At 53.2% G+C, this 15412-nt stretch carries 13 protein-coding genes; 6 read left to right on the top strand and 7 right to left on the bottom strand.

What is annotated here, in order from left to right; translation table 11 throughout:
* Positions 1-101 precede the first annotated feature (101 nt).
* A complete protein-coding gene (locus NSS64_RS11010; RefSeq protein ID WP_341140088.1) occupies positions 102-1865 on the top strand; it encodes an alpha-glycosidase in 1764 nt (587 codons plus the stop codon).
* Positions 1858-2229, top strand: coding sequence for a nuclear transport factor 2 family protein (locus tag NSS64_RS11005; RefSeq protein WP_341140087.1), 372 nt, complete (start codon positions 1858-1860; stop codon positions 2227-2229). The genes NSS64_RS11010 and NSS64_RS11005 overlap by 8 nt, the downstream gene beginning before the upstream one ends.
* A gap of 81 nt (positions 2230-2310) precedes the next feature.
* Here the strand turns inward: NSS64_RS11005 and glgA are convergent, their stop codons facing one another.
* Together glgA and glgB are read right to left on the bottom strand one after the other, a co-directional pair.
* Positions 2311-3747 (bottom strand): glycogen synthase GlgA, encoded by a 1437-nt coding sequence (gene glgA, locus NSS64_RS11000; protein WP_340940325.1) that lies wholly within the window; start codon positions 3745-3747, stop codon positions 2311-2313.
* Positions 3748-3793: 46 nt separating this feature from the next.
* Positions 3794-5710, bottom strand: coding sequence for a 1,4-alpha-glucan branching protein GlgB (gene glgB, locus NSS64_RS10995; protein WP_341140086.1), 1917 nt, complete (start codon positions 5708-5710; stop codon positions 3794-3796).
* Between the two features lie 216 nt (positions 5711-5926).
* Between glgB and NSS64_RS10990 the strand changes: the two genes are divergently transcribed.
* Positions 5927-7150 carry a glucose-1-phosphate adenylyltransferase gene (locus tag NSS64_RS10990; protein WP_076079318.1) on the top strand — a complete coding sequence of 408 codons (1224 nt, stop codon included), beginning with the start codon at positions 5927-5929 and terminating at the stop codon, positions 7148-7150.
* Between the two features lie 100 nt (positions 7151-7250).
* Here NSS64_RS10990 and NSS64_RS10985 read toward each other — a convergent pair whose 3' ends face one another.
* The 5 genes from NSS64_RS10985 to NSS64_RS10965 all read right to left on the bottom strand — a co-directional run bounded on the left by NSS64_RS10985 (position 7251) and on the right by NSS64_RS10965 (position 12688).
* A complete protein-coding gene (locus NSS64_RS10985; RefSeq protein WP_341142798.1) occupies positions 7251-8684 on the bottom strand; it encodes a sensor histidine kinase in 1434 nt (477 codons plus the stop codon).
* Positions 8681-9379 (bottom strand): response regulator transcription factor, encoded by a 699-nt coding sequence (locus NSS64_RS10980; protein ID WP_036695433.1) that lies wholly within the window; start codon positions 9377-9379, stop codon positions 8681-8683. Before NSS64_RS10980 ends, NSS64_RS10985 begins: the two co-directional genes overlap by 4 nt.
* Positions 9372-10679 carry a hypothetical protein gene (locus NSS64_RS10975; RefSeq protein ID WP_340993178.1) on the bottom strand — a complete coding sequence of 436 codons (1308 nt, stop codon included), beginning with the start codon at positions 10677-10679 and terminating at the stop codon, positions 9372-9374. The genes NSS64_RS10980 and NSS64_RS10975 overlap by 8 nt, the downstream gene beginning before the upstream one ends.
* A 33-nt stretch (positions 10680-10712) precedes the next feature.
* Positions 10713-11438, bottom strand: a complete 726-nt coding sequence (locus NSS64_RS10970; protein WP_036726471.1) for a phosphonate ABC transporter ATP-binding protein — start codon at positions 11436-11438, stop codon at positions 10713-10715.
* Positions 11439-11527: 89 nt separating this feature from the next.
* Complete coding sequence (locus NSS64_RS10965) at positions 11528-12688, bottom strand: MFS transporter (protein WP_341142797.1); 1161 nt, start codon at positions 12686-12688, stop codon at positions 11528-11530.
* Positions 12689-12848: 160 nt separating this feature from the next.
* On the opposite strand from NSS64_RS10965, the gene NSS64_RS10960 reads away from it, so the two are divergent.
* From NSS64_RS10960 to NSS64_RS10950, 3 genes are all read left to right on the top strand, one after another.
* Positions 12849-13766 (top strand): ArsR/SmtB family transcription factor, encoded by a 918-nt coding sequence (locus NSS64_RS10960; RefSeq protein WP_340993179.1) that lies wholly within the window; start codon positions 12849-12851, stop codon positions 13764-13766.
* A gap of 24 nt (positions 13767-13790) precedes the next feature.
* On the top strand, positions 13791-14543 hold the full coding sequence (locus NSS64_RS10955; protein ID WP_340940318.1) for an HAD family hydrolase: 753 nt from the start codon (positions 13791-13793) through the stop codon (positions 14541-14543).
* A gap of 109 nt (positions 14544-14652) precedes the next feature.
* Positions 14653-15390: a DsbA family protein gene (locus tag NSS64_RS10950; RefSeq protein WP_209873688.1), complete on the top strand. Its 738-nt coding sequence runs from the start codon at positions 14653-14655 to the stop codon at positions 15388-15390.
* The last annotated feature ends 22 nt before the right edge of the window (positions 15391-15412 follow it).

The following is a 15412-nucleotide window of genomic DNA, read 5'->3' as shown; positions in this document are numbered from 1 at the left end:
CTATAGATTATCTCCAATTGCCGCACGAATCATTACACTGGCGTATATAGGAAGTATCGCATGTTTCTCAAGCTTCCACCCAACTTACAGGAGGTGCTACTATGCTGCTTGAAGCGATGTACCATGTTCCCCGTGACAAATGGGCCTATGCCTATGATACTGAAACGATTCATCTGCGTGTGCGCACCAAACGAGATGATGTGGACTACGTAGTTGCCCTGACCGGCGACAAGTACGATTGGCAGCATACCTCTTATGATATTATCATGGAGAAGGCCGCCTCCGATGACAAATTCGACTACTGGGAAGCGGCGGTCCGGCCCAAGTATAAGCGACTTAGCTATACTTTTCGCGTGAGTAAGGGGATGGAGACGGTCTATCTGCTTGATAACGGTATTCGCTCTGAGTGTCCCCCGCCGCCGAATCACTTCTACGAATTTCCTTATATCCACGGGATCGACTTGTTCCGGGTTCCTCCCTGGGCAAAGGATGCCGTGTTCTACCAGATCATGACCGAGCGGTTCGCGAATGGCAACCCCCTGATTAATCCGGAAGGCACGCAGCCTTGGGGCGGCAAGCCCGAGCTGAATAATTTCTTCGGCGGCGACCTTCAGGGCGTGCTGGATCATCTGGATGATCTGCAGGAGCTGGGCGTCAATGCCCTCTACTTCACGCCGCTGTTCGTCTCCCCTTCCAACCATAAATATGACATTGTGGATTACCGGAGAGTCGACCCTCATTTCGGCGATAATGAGCTGCTGAAGCAGGTCGTCGAGGAATGCCACAGGCGGGGCTTGCGCGTCATGCTTGACGCGGTGTTTAACCATTGCAGCGACCAGTTCCCGCCCTTCCAGGATGTTCTGGCCAAAGGGGAGTATTCAGTCTACCGGGACTGGTTCCATGTGAACTCTTTTCCGGCTGAGATTGCGGACGGTATTCCCACCTATGACACGTTCGGCTTCTACGGCAATATGCCGAAGTTCAACACCGCCAATCATGAAGTAAAATCTTATCTGCTGGAGGTGGCCGAATACTGGATCAAGGAGATCAAGGTAGACGGCTGGCGGCTGGATGTGGCCAACGAGGTGGACCATCACTTCTGGCGCGATTTCCGCAAGGTGGTCAAAGCCGCGAACCCGGATGCCTACATCGTCGGCGAGGTATGGAGCGACTCCTTAACCTGGCTGCTCGGCGACCAGTTCGATTCGGTGATGAACTATCCCTTCTCGGGGACGGTGCTGGAATTCTTCAACGGCGGGATGGACGGCATCACCTTCGGTCACCGGATCGGCGGCCTGCTCATGCGTTATCCGCAGCAGACGAACGAGGTGGTCTTCAATCTGCTCGGCAGCCATGACACTCCCCGCCTGCTCACCGTGCTTGGTGAAGACAAACGGAAGCTGAAGCTGACGGTCGTCTTCCTGTTCACCTTCATGGGCACCCCCTGCATCTATTACGGCGATGAGATTGGCCTGACCGGCCACGAGGACCCGGATTGCCGCAAATGTATGGAATGGGACCTGGACAAGCAGGACCGTGAGCTGTATAGCTTTTACCGGATGATGATTAATCTGCGCAAGGAGAATAAGGCGCTTCGTGAAGGCCGCTTCCGGATTCTTCAGGCTTGCGAGCATGACCCGTGCATCGTCTATGAGCGTGCAGATGAGCTGATCCATTTCACGGTCTGGATGAACAATTCGCCGCAGCCCCGCACGCTCAGCCACCCGATGGAGACCAGTGACTGGCTGGATGCGCTGACCGGCGAAGCAGTAGCCCCGGAACGCGGGATGATGAATGTGGCGCTGGAGCCGTACGAGTACCGGATTCTGTTCCGGCATATTGTGGAGGTGGGATCTAATGATTGAACGTGAGCAGCGGATCAGACAATATTTTGATTCGTGGATCAACAAGGACAGCTCTATGTTAAGCACCATCTTCGATCCGAACATCGTGTATACCGAAAGCTACGGTCCTCAGTACCGGGGATTAGGCACCCTGTTATTATGGTTCGAGGACTGGAATACACGCGGAACCGTATTGAACTGGACGATCAAGCAATTCATCCATCAAGGCCATATGACTGTGGTTGAATGGTACTTTAAGTATGAGTATGATGCAGTGAACGATGCGTTTGACGGAGTCTCCTTAATCGAATTGAATCCCGGGAACCAGATCGTGAGTCTAAAAGAATTTCAATCGAAAATACCGCATTCTTATCCTTATACTTGAGCTTACACCTAAACACAAAAAGGCACTCTCCTGTTCAAGCTGATCGGGTGAGTGCCTTTTTTTAAAGCAAAATCAATAATACTATTCCTCAGCAGCTACAGTAATCTTGTTATAAATATCAATATACTGCTGAGCGGATACGTTCCAGCTGTAGTCGCCGGAGAATGCGTTTTTGGCTACTTTTTTCCAGTGCTCGGGCTTGTGGTAGAACGATACGGCGCGGCGGAGCGTATGCATCATATCATGGGCGTTGTAATCCTTGAAGGTGAAGCCGTTGCCCTCTCCGGTATATTCGTTGTACGCCTGCACGGTATCGTTCAGTCCGCCTGTCTCACGGACCACCGGAATGCTGCCGTAACGCAATGCCAGAAGCTGGCTGATGCCGCAAGGCTCGAATTTGGACGGCATCAGGAAGATGTCGCTGGCGGCGTAGATTTTGCGGGACAAGGCATCACTGAAGGTAATCTGTGACGACAGCTTGGTCGGATAACGCCACTGGGCCTCGCGGAACCAGCGTTCGTAGACTTCATCCCCCGTCCCCAGCAGCACGAACTGAATGTCATCATAGTACAGCAGCTCATCCAGCACACGGGTCAGCAGATCCAGTCCTTTGGAATCCACCAGACGCGTAACCATCGCTACCATAGGAATGTAAGGGGCTACCGGCAATCCAAGCTCCTGCTGGAGTCCCAGCTTGTTCTCGGCTTTCTTAGCCAGGTTGGAACGGTACTTGGTGAAGATTGCACTGTCACTGGACGGATTATAGCTCTTGGTATCAATTCCGTTAACAATGCCGCTCAGCGCGTCAGAACGCGCAGTCAGGAGACCATCGAGACCATACCCGTAGTACGGGGTCCGGATCTCATCAGCATAGGTCGGGCTGACGGTGGTGACATGGTCACTGTAAACAATCCCGCCCTTCATATAATTCACATTCCCGTAATACTCCACGCCCAGGAAATAACTGTCGTCCAGACCCAGCAGCTCTCCCAGCACCGTATACGGGAAGACTCCCTGATACAGGAGATTATGTATGGTGAATACCGTACGCATCTCACTGTAGAACGGATTATGCCGGTAATGCGCCTGCAGCAGCAGCGGAACTACCGCAGCATGCCAGTCATGGCAATGGATTACATCCGGCTGGAAGCTAATGGCCGGCAGGCATTCCAGCACCGCCCGGTTGAAGTACGCGAACCGCTCGCCGTCATCCATATAGCCATAAATCCCGTCACGGCCGAAGTAATACTCATTGTCGATGAAATAGACGGGAATCCCTTCAAATACCACCTTTTCGATCCCGCAATACTGATTGCGCCAGCCAATCGGGACCTCCAGCGTGGCGACATGCTCCATCTGTGCGGAATACTTCTCAGGAATGCCTTTGTATTTGGGCAGAATCACCCGGACATCGACCCCGGCCGCCTTGAGGGCCTTCGGCAAAGCGCCGATGACATCGGCCAGTCCGCCTGTTTTGATAAATGGATGGGCTTCCGCTGCGGCAAATAATACTTTCATTCCATTCTCCCCCTTATATAGTTGCTTACTCGGACACTTCCTGCGTTTAAACGGTCTTGCGGCCTGACTTCTTAAGCACCACGAAGCTAAGCGGCGGCAGGGTCAGCTCTACACTGTTCACCTGATTATGCCACTCGGTCTTGGTGCTCTTCAGCGGCTCGTTGTGGAAGCCTGATCCGCCGTATTCGCTGTTCTCTGAGCTGAATAATTCCTCATATATGCCAGGGCGCGGTACGCCAATTCGGTAATGGCGGCGCTCCACCGGCTGGAAGTTGATGATAATGAGCAGCGTATCCACCGGACGTTTGCCTCTGCGGATATAGGATACAACACTCTGCCCGCTGTCGTCGGCATCGATCCACTGGTAGCCCGCCATGTCATGGTCCAGCTCCCACAAGGCTTTTTCGGCAAGGTACAGCTTATTCAGTGCAGCGGTATAGGCCAGCATCCGGCGATGGCTCTCATAATCCAGCAGCAGCCAGTCGAGCTGATCCTGATCCTTCCATTCAATGAATTGCCCGAACTCTCCGCCCATGAACAGCAGCTTCTTGCCCGGATGGCTGATCTGATATCCGAGAAGCTGGCGCAGACCGGCGAATTTCTGCTCATAGGACCCCGGCATTTTGTCCAGCAGCGACTTCTTGCCGTGCACCACTTCGTCATGCGACAGCGGCAGTGTATAGTTCTCTGCATACGCATAGCATATCGGGAAGGTCAACAAATTATGATGATAAGGGCGCGAATCGAAATCCCGTTCTATGTAGCCTAAGGTGTCATTCATCCAGCCCATATTCCATTTGTAGTTGAAGCCCAGGCCCCCTTCATGCACCGGCGAGGTTACGCCCGGCCAGGCACTGGATTCTTCCGCCATCATGAGCGCCTTCGGATAATACCGGAAGATCGTCTGGTTGAGCTGCTGAATGAACCGGATGGCCTCCAGATTCTCCAGCCCGCCATGCTCATTCGTCCGGTACTGATGGGGTTCCTTCTCGAAGTCAAGCCGCAGCATACTCGTAACCGCGTCCACCCGCATGCCGTCAATATGATACTTCTCGAACCAGAACAAGGCATTGGAGATCAGGAAGGATGAGATTTCCGGCTTGCTGAAATCGAAGGACAAGGTGCCCCAGCCCGGCTTCTCCGCCAGCATCGGATCGGCATACTCATACAGCGGCGAACCGTCGAACAGGCGCAGACCATGAGCATCCTTGGCAAAATGGGCCGGAACCCAGTCCAGAATGACTCCGATGCCTGCCTGATGCAGCTGATCGATCAGATACATCAGATCCTGCGGCTCTCCGAAGCGGCTGGTAGCCGCAAAATAACCGGTTCCCTGGTAGCCCCAGGACAGATCATAAGGATGTTCAGCGAGCGGCATGAACTCCACGTGGGTATAGCTCATCTCGCTCAGGTAAGGAATCAGCAGACTGCTGATCTCCCGATAAGTGTAGAGCTCGCCGTCCTCCTTCTGACGCCAGGTGCCCAGATGCATTTCATAAATATTCATGGGTGCCTGATACGGACCTTTACTCTTCCGCCGCCAAGCAGCATCCCCCCATTTGTAGCCGTCCAGATTCGCTACAACGGATGCAGTGGCCGGACGCACTTCCGCGTGGAAGGCATATGGGTCTGCTTTGAGGAAGCTTGTCCCATCTGCTCCTGTAATCCTGTATTTGTAAAAAGTTCCCGGCTCCATTCCCGGGAAAAAACGACTCCAAAATCCTGAATCGGGTATCTTATATAACGTATCAAGATCGGATGTTCCATCCCAGCTGTTATGATCTCCCGCCAGTCCTACATATGCCGCATGAGGAGCCCACACGGTAAAGCGAACGCCGGCCTGCCCTTCTTGGACGGCAATGTGCGCGCCAAGCATCGTATAGCTGCGATAATTCGTGCCCTCATGGAACAGATAAATATCTTCAGCGGACGGGAGGTTTTCTGTTTTTGGTAAATCGGCCAAATCATCACCACCTTAGGATATATGATGCACCTATTACATTACCCGAATATATAGATTTTGAAAATGATTTTGAGCGAAGCCGGGGCAATTTCTGAATATTGAAAATAAAAATGTAATTTTTGCAGATATGCAGCAATATAATTCACCTATGCCGTTTCAAGCGCCCAGCTTGCGTGTATATTACAAGCATTGACAAAAAAATGGGAGGGATAACACATGAGTAAGAAAGAATGTATCGCTATGCTTCTTGCAGGCGGGGAAGGCCGAAGATTGGCCCCGTTGACTTCCAGCATGGCTAAGCCTGCAGTCCCTTTCGGCGGACAGTACAGAATTATTGATTTTCCCCTCAGCAACTGTGTGAATTCCAAGATTGATACTATCGGAGTACTGACTCAGTACGAAGCAGAGTCCTTGCATCAGCATATCGGTGAAGGTGAGCCCTGGGGGCTGCACAGCCGCAGTGACCGGGGTGTAAGGCTGCTCCCTTCAGGGATTGAAGGCAGAGACAGCTATACAGGCACCGCCGATGCTATTTATAAGAATATTGAATATATTGACAGTCAGAACCCGGAGCATGTACTTATTCTGTCGGGAGACCATATCTACCACATGGACTACCGCAAAATGCTGGATTATCACATCGCCAAGTCTGCGAAGGCAACGATATCGGTTATGGAGGTTCCTTGGGATGAAGCGAGCCGCTTCGGCGTGATGAACGTGGATGAAGATTTCAAGATCTCTGAATTTGCCGAGAAACCGAAGGCGCCGAAGAGCAACCTGGCTTCCATGGGTATTTATCTGTTCGAGTGGGCGTATTTGAAGGCTCATTTGCTGCGGGATGCCGCAAATGCGGAGTCCGGTCATGACTTCGGTAAGGATGTCATTCCATCCATGCTGGATGCGAATGATGAACTGTTCGCTTACCGATTCGAGGGCTACTGGAGAGATGTGGGTACTGTTGGCAGCCTCTGGGAAGCTCATATGGATCTCTTGCAAGAAGACGGCTTCCAGCTTGATAACTCACGCTGGCCGATGTACAGCCGTGCACAACGCACCAAGCTGGCTGCGATCAGACCCCGCACTCAACAAGCTGCTTCAGCAGATTGCCTGATTCACGAAACCTGCCAGCTCGAAGGCAGCCCTCAGCGCTCGGTCATCTTCAGCGGTGTAGAGATCGGCAAGCAGAGCAGAATCAAGCAGAGTGTGGTAATGCCCGGTGCCCGTATTGGACGCGGTGTTCTGATTGAACACGCCATTATCGGCGAAGGAGCTGTAATCAAGGATGGCGCTGTCATCAAAGGCAGTGCAGACAACATCGTAGTTGTCGGCCCGCATGAGATTGTCGCCGCCAAGCCGCTGGTCCGTACCCAGCCTGCCCGCCTGCTTCAGGAGGTCTATGAGAAGGCCGGCCGTCTGCGTGCGGAAGGAATGCCTTCATAACAATCGTTCAGCACAATCGTTCAGCCCTTAGGGCTGCTACATACAAAGGGATACAGCTCCGGTCTGTCCGGATGAATGCTGTATCCCTTTTGTATGCCTTCTATGAAGTTACCGGTGAGTTGCCGGGACGGGTATTCCCCTGCTGGCCGTCATCCAGCGGCAGAATGACGGTAACCTGAGTGCCCTTGCCCAGCTCACTGTCCATTTCCAGCTTGCCGTTATGAAGCTCCACGATCTGCTGGGAGATCGCCAGCCCCAGGCCCGTGCCTCCGTTCAGGGCATCGACCTGGAAGAAGCGGTCCCGTACTCTGGACAGATGCGCTTCACTAATGCCAATACCGCTGTCACGAACAGTGACCGCCATCTCCGTACCGGACAGGCGTTCCGCCGACAGCACGATGCTAGAATCCTCGGGCGAGAACTTCACCGCATTATCCACCAGATTGAGGAAGACCTGCTTCAGGCGGTTGGCATCCCCCTTGATGAAGATCGTCTCCTCACATTCCAGCAGCAGGTGAATCCGTTTCTTCTCGGCCTTAGCCCAGATATTGAGCAGCGTCTCCTGCAGCAGAACCTTAATATCCACCTGCCCCATCGACAGCTTCATTTCGTTCTGCTGCAGCTTCGAGAAGTCGAGGATTTCTTCCACCAGCCCGATCAGCCGGTCACTCTCCCTGGAGATAATTCCGACCCCAAGCTTAGTCTCTTCAGGGTCGTAGCCCCCGGAGACCAGAGTCTCGCTCCAGCCCTTGATGCTGGTCAGTGGAGTGCGCAGCTCATGGGAGATCGAGGAGATGAAATCATCCTTAATCTGATTGCTGCGGACAATCTCGTCCGCCATATAGTTGAGCGTTGAAGCGAGTTCGCCGATCTCGTAGCGGTAATCGCCTTTGATCCGGGTCGTGAACTTGCCCTTCGCCATCTGCGCCGACACGGCCGTAATATTATTCAGCGGACGCACAATCGAATTGGCGAGCCCGAAGCTGAGCAGCAGCACGATGGTGAGGACTGCTGCACCGATGCCAAGGGAGAGCAGGGTCAAATTAAGCAGATCTTTATTTACGCCTTCCATGGAGGTCAGATACCGCAGAATATAAGTATCGTGAGCATTAATACGCACCATCTTGGATACGGCCATGACACTTTCATTGGTGCCGGCCTGCCGCCCCACCCAGCGTCCTGTACTGCCTCCCACCGCCTCTGGGACATCACTGGTGGTGATCGTCCGGTCCGGCTGAAACCCGGTGGAGCTCGTAATAATATCTCCTTTAAGCGTCAGGACCTCCAGCTCTGTATTTTCCAGATTGAACAATTCGAGTAACCCTTGCAACTGGTTCGCTGATGCGCCGTTTAAATTTCCATATTTAACCATACTTTCGGCTGCACTAATCTGTGTAGTGATCTTGGTGTAGATGCTGTCGTAATAATAGGTACGGATCGCCAGCAGAAAGGTTGTCTCGACCAGGAGAAGCGCTACAAAGACTACAAGAATATAGTGCAGTACGATCTGTCTGCGCATCCCCTTCTTGATCATTGTACCTGGCCTTTCCATTTATAGCCGTGTCCCCACACCGTCTGCAGGTATTCAGGCTCTGACGGATTGTTCTCGATTTTTTGGCGCAAGCGGCGGATATTGACGTCAACGATCTTAGGGTCCCCCATATATTCCTTGCCCCATACATGATCGAGCAGGGAATCACGGCTGAGCGGCGTATTCTCCTTCTCCAGGAAGAACTGCACCAGCGAGAACTCTGTTGGCGTAAGCTCAATGGCTTCCCCGCTCCGCTTGAACTGCTTGGAGATCAGATCCAGGGTGAACGGACCCGACTGGAACGATACCTTGGCTGACTGCTCGCGGTGAACATTGACCCGGCGCAGCAGCGACTGGATACGGGCGATCAGCTCGGTTGGACTGAACGGCTTGCTGACATGGTCATCAGCCCCTACGGACAGCGCATAGACCTTGTCCTGCTCCTGTACCTTGGCCGTCAAGAAAATAATCCCCAGCCGTTCATTGGTCTCCCGGATGCGTCTGCATACCTCAAAGCCGTCGATGCCCGGTACCATCACATCCAGCAGGGCGATATCAATATCATGTATAGTAGTAAGCTTATGCAGCGCCTCATGGCCATCCGCCGCCTCCAGCACCTCAAAGCCGTTGCGCTTCAGATTAATAACAATAAAACTGCGGATAGACTCTTCGTCCTCCAGTATCAGTACTTTACTCATTGATTCCCTTCCTTTCAATAGAGGATTGAATTCGCCCGTCTCCTCCTCCGATTGTATTTTGTTCCAGTCCTCCCCGGTACCCGATCATTTTATCCAGATCGCGGCCGAGCAGCTTCCAGCCGTTGTTCTTCGCATTGTCCCATTCTGCAGGCGAGAAGAACGTCACTTCAGCGACGGTCTCTCCGGTATCCGTCATAATGAATTTGAGCGATTTGTTCTGAACCGACTTCGTGTCCACCGTCACCCGCTCCTGCCATTCGGGGGCGAAGTTAATCGTGAACCGGTCCAGCGGATCATTATAGAGCTGGGTACTGAAGGTCAGGCCGTCTTTCCCGTCCCAATTGTAATAGGAATTGAAATACGGAATGGTCTCCGGATCGAAATATTCCCAGCCCTTAGGGGGAACCAGCATCCCTATCTCAATAATTCCGTCCGAATCAATATCCTCGCTGACAATTTTGCGGTCCTTGAAGGTGCTGGCATCCCCTGGAATAGCGACACGAAGCTTGTTATTCTCCATTACAACCACTGTTGTATACGCTGAGTGAGAATCCACGGCAGAATCCAGTACAATACCTTCTTTATTCGCAGCAACTTTTCCTGAGACAATATTGTAATAATTATTGAAATAAGGGTCCAGGTCGTCCAGTTGATCCAGCACCTTGAAGCTGTCATTGTACTGGTAGGTAGTTATTGTAGCGAATTCATTACGCTTGAAATACACGACGGTAATATCCGCGATTCCATCCTCGTTCAGATCATCGATGATGTATTTCGTGTAAGGCTTGGTTAGAATCTCTTCCAGCACTCCCCCTGAATAACTGTAAACAACCATGCCCTTCACACCCTTATCTTCCGTGCGGGAATACCCGGCAATAATGTTGAGCTTACCGTCACCTGTTACATCCTTAAGCTCCACAGAATCCAGCTTGGTGCCGTCGCCATCGAATGTAAGCTTCTTGACCCAGGTATCCCCCTGCTTTTCCAGAATCATCCCGTGATTAACCACGGCTTCATTCTTAGTCTGGTAGAACACAAGCGTCTCCATCACACCATCCTGGTCCAGGTCCTCTGTAAAAATAGATCTGTTATCATCATTGGCCGGACGGGTCAAGGTGCCATCCAGTGCCTTCAATGAAGAATTAATCGCTGCCATCAGCGAAGCCTTGTCCGCTGGCAGCTGGGGCACCCTCATCTGGGATACCGGATCGCTGATGAAGGTGCAGCCGGGCAGGGTAAACAGCGACAGGGCGGCTGCGGCAAGTCCTCCCAGCACACGCATACGCATATTCAACTTCATTTACGCTCTCCTTACTGAACGCCTTGCCTTACTTCACAGATGCAGCCGCTCCTGTGAGGTCAGCCGGCGTCCTTTGACATCATGCTTAATTCTTCCGTCCTCCAGCACCCACAGACGGCTGGCATAACGCTCGGCCAGCTCGATCGGCAGCACCGTAAGCACGGTAAGGCCTGTCTCCTTGCACAGATTGCGGAGGGTCTCCAGCACATTCTCCGCAGTCTTGGGGTCAAGGCCTGTCACCGGCTCATCCGCCAGGATGACCTTGGCGCCGTGGACCAATGCCCGGGCAATGGCTACACGCTGACGTTCACCGCCGCTGAGCTGGCCGGACTTCAGCTTGGCCTTGTCCAGCAGGCCAAGCAGATCAAGCTGGTCCATCGCCCCCATATAATCATCTGAGCGGACCATGCCTGTAGCCATCCGCCACAGCGGCGTCTGGGAGGCCTGTCCGATCAGCACATTCTTCAGTGCAGTGCGGTTCGGATTCAGCTCCGCATTCTGCTCCAGATAAGCCCATTCACGGCGGATCTTGCGTTTGCCGGCGAAGGGGCTCTTCATAATATCCTGCCCATCTACCCTGAAATTCCCTCTGTCCCACTTCTCACGCAGCGCAAGGCAGCGCAGCAGTGTTGATTTCCCGCTGCCGCTGGCTCCCAGCAGCGCTACAAATTCTCCCGGTTCTAATTGAAATCCGATATCCTGAAGCACCGGTGTTTTATCTTCCCCGACCGCTTTGGCCAAATGTTCAACTGTAATCATAGGTCAGCCTCTCCTGTCTTCGACTCTACTCTATAGTGTACTCTGAAAGCGGGATCAAATTCCATGCGAGCATTCGTTCTTATTCTACCTCATATCGTCTTCCGTGGCGAGAACAATAACCCTGCCAGCCCAAATACAATATACAGGCCGCCCATTACGGCAAACACACTGCCGCCCCAGCCGAATTGCAGCAGCAGCCCGCCGATACCCGGACCCGCAATACTTCCCAGACTATAATGGAAGGAAGCGACTACATTGGCAGCCGGAAGCAGCTTGCGCGGCAGGATATCAGCGGCATAGCTTAATCCTAATGAGAAAAAGGAGCCGACAAGTCCCCCGGCCGCCATCAGCACCAGCAGGGTGAGCAGGAAATGGTCGCCGGTAAGCGGAAGCAGTGTGAAGGCCAGGCCTCCTCCTGTCCCCGCAGCAATCAGGATGGCCTTGCGGCCATAACGGTCGCTCCATATGCCGAGCGGCAGCTGGAGGAGCAGGCCTCCAATGCCTGCAAAGGGCAGCAAAGCGGCAATCTGGTCTGCACTGAATCCGGTGCGCAGCCCGTATACCGGGAAGCTGCTGTTCAGGCTGGCTTCCATATAGCCGTATAGCAGCGCCGGAATCAGCGCATACCAAGCAAGCCGGTAGCTCCGGCCGAATCTGCTCGCCTGGCCTTCGCTGTGATCCATAGCTTCCGGCCGCGAGTCAGGCAGCTTGAAGCCCACAATCAGCAGCACGATTACGAACAGCAGGGCTGTAATCAGGAACGGTGCGGGCTGCCCGAACCGCAGCAGGCTGATGCCCAGCGGTCCGAGGCTGAAGCCCAGTCCGTAGGACATCCCGTAGAGCGACAGGTTCCGTCCACGGTGCTCCGCCGGTGTCATGAGCAGCACCCAGAGCTGCGCGGCGTAATTCACCGCCGAATCGCCGATCCCGACCAGCACGCGGAGCACGAACCAGACCTTCACGCCGGTAAGTAGCGGGAACAGCAGGAGTGATACCAGCACCAGCGCGAGACCGGCGGCGATTAGCTTCTTGAAGCCGATGGCGCCAAGTACCCTTTCTGCAATCAGGGTCATGGCAAATGAGCCTACATACAAGGCGGCCGCGTTAAGTCCGTTCAGCGAGGACGATACGCCTTCCTGCTCCAGCAGAATAGATAAAACCGGCAGCAGCATCCCCTGGCTCAGCCCTGCCAGAATAATCACGGCAATCAAAATCGAATAATTCATTCTACCGCTCTGTCCATGCGGCATCGGTGTAGAATCTGACACAAATAAATCCTCCTATGTAATTCATTGATGTGCGAACCTGATGTCCATGCAGGCAAACACCGAACATTATAGTAGACAACCCTCTTCAAAACAAGAGATAATATATAGAAGTGACTGATTTTCTGGAGGTGACCCGGCTTAAATGAAGTATGAACTGAGCATTGATGTTTCCCCCGTATACGAACTGCTGGACAGTTTCATGTTATATGTAACCAAGAAATGGACCTCCAATCTGGACATCGGCACCGACTGGATCCGGGATGTGGATGGCCGCTTCACCCCCGCACAGCTGGCTGCACTGAAGCAGGCCGCCGAGTGGCCGTTCGAAGATTATGATGTACTCTACGCCTGGGCCTACAGCCGGGGCGAGGCTTCCAAGGTGCTGCAGTTCCTGGCTGAGCTGGAGAGCTCGTCTCTGGAGGATTGCCTCCGGCGGACCGAGCCGTTCTTCCACAGCTTTACGGCCGAGGAATGCGCGCGGATCAAGAACGGATACACGCCTCTTTTGCGGATATGGTATGAGCATTATTTCCGCCATGTGGAGCATACCCTGCTGCCGCTGCTGATTGAAGACGCCTCTGAGAAAAAAATGCTGGAGAGCAAAATGGACATGGTCCCGCTGATCGAATATGCTTCCGGCGGAATTGTCATTGAGGACATACCCGGGCTGAAGACGATTGTGCTGCTGCCTACCGTGCATAACCGGCCGATCAACACGTATTGCTTCTACAAGAACCTGATGCTGGTGCAATATCCGGTAGATGTCCCTTCAGACAATGAGGAGGAGCCTCCAACGGTACTACTTCGTTTAACACAGGCTCTCTCTGATCCTACCCGGCTGAGACTGCTGCGCTTCGTAGCGAACGAACCGAAGACACTGTGGGAGATGCAGTCGGAGCTGAGCCTGTCCCGGGAGATGCTGATGCATCACCTGCTTAGTCTAAGAGTCGCCGGACTTCTGCGGGTCCATTTGCGCGGTGAAGGCACCGAACGCTACAGTATACGTCCTGACGGGGCCTCGGAGCTCCAGATGTTTCTGGAGTCCTACATCCGTATCTAACAGACCAACTTAGGAGTGAACCTCATGAAGTATTTGACCCAACAAGTGATCTTTGATCTCGACGATACCCTGGTGCATTGCAATAAGTATTTTGACCTTATCCTTGGACAGTATTTCGAGCTGATGTCTGACTGGTTCAGCGATTACCAGCCTACCATCGGCGAACTGCGCAGCAAGCAGGTGGAGATCGATGTCGAGACTGTTAGCACAAGCGGCCTGGCCAGCGACAATTTCCCGAAATCGCTGATTGCCACCTACCGTTACTTCTGCAGCAAATATAACCGCAAGCCGGATGCCTTCGAGGAGCGGCAGCTGATGAAGCTGGGAATGAGTGTGTACGACCAGGAGGTGGAAGCTTATCCCGGCATGGTAGAGACGCTGGATACCCTCAAGCAGGACGGCCATTCCCTCTATCTCTATACCGGCGGCGACGACACCATCCAGCAGCGCAAAATCGCCCAAATGAAGCTTGACGCCTATTTCGATGACCGCATCTATATCCGCCAGCACAAAAATGTGGAGGCGCTTGAGAATATCCTGACCACCTATCCGTTCGACCGCAAAATCACCTGGATGATCGGCAACTCCCTGCGTACGGATGTACTGCCCGCGCTGACTGCCGGGATCAATAGCATCTACCTGAAACAGCCGAATGAGTGGCTCTACAATCTGATTGAGCTGGAACGGGAGATGCAGCAGTCCGTCATGACCATCTCTGCCATTCACGAGGTGCCTCCGGTGATCCGCACCGCTGCGCTGCGGGAGCATCACGGCTGATGGACATGCATCATCAGAATCGGGCAATTGTTACAAATGGCATAGGCAGCCTGCCGCCGGTATGATTATACTATTTGAGTAGATTTTCACATCGTGCAGGAGGCCGGCCATGAATAACAAAGCTAACCGTTCCAGGAATACCCCGAATCACGGGCGTCTGCTCCCTATGCTGCTTGCAGTGATTGCCGTGCTGCTGATTGCCCTTCTTGCCTTCTTCCTTACGCAGGGCAAATCGTCCGGCACTGAGGCGCTCGATAATCTCCCCAACTACACCGATGTGAAGGGCAAGATCGTGGTGGACGGGCTGAAATACGAGAAGCAGCCGCATCTGGGCAGCGAATCCGCCAAGGTGAAGGTGATTGAATTCGCCGATTTCAAATGCCCTGCCTGCAAAAATTGGACCGCCTCCTACCTGGATACGTTCATCAAAGACTACGTAGACAGCGGGAAAGTCCAGTTTTACTTCATGAACTTCGCCTTCATTGACCGGGACTCTTACCTGGCCGCAAGTGCCGGGGAAGCTATCTATCAGCAGAATAATGAGAAGTTCTGGGAGTATCTCCACAAGCTCTACGAGAGCCAGGGCGATGAGAGCAAGATCTGGGCAACCCAGAAGTTCATCCTTAAGTTCGTGAAGGACAATATTGCAGGGATTGACCAAGAGCGGTTCGAGCAGGATCTGAAGAACCATACGTATATGTACGATGTCAAAGAGGATTTCAAAATCGCCGGAGCCTACGGCGTCAACGGCACACCGAAATTCATGGTGAACGGCGTCCTGCTGCCGGATTCCTCCTATGAAGGCTTAAGTGCCGCCATTGAAGCAGCTTTGAATGAATCCCCGTAATCTTGCTTGCAGGTGAAGCTCA

The organism is Paenibacillus sp. FSL H8-0122 (genome assembly GCF_038005345.1).
Lineage (GTDB): Bacteria > Bacillota > Bacilli > Paenibacillales > Paenibacillaceae > Paenibacillus_AQ.
This window is presented reverse-complemented; position numbering and strand designations above follow the sequence as displayed.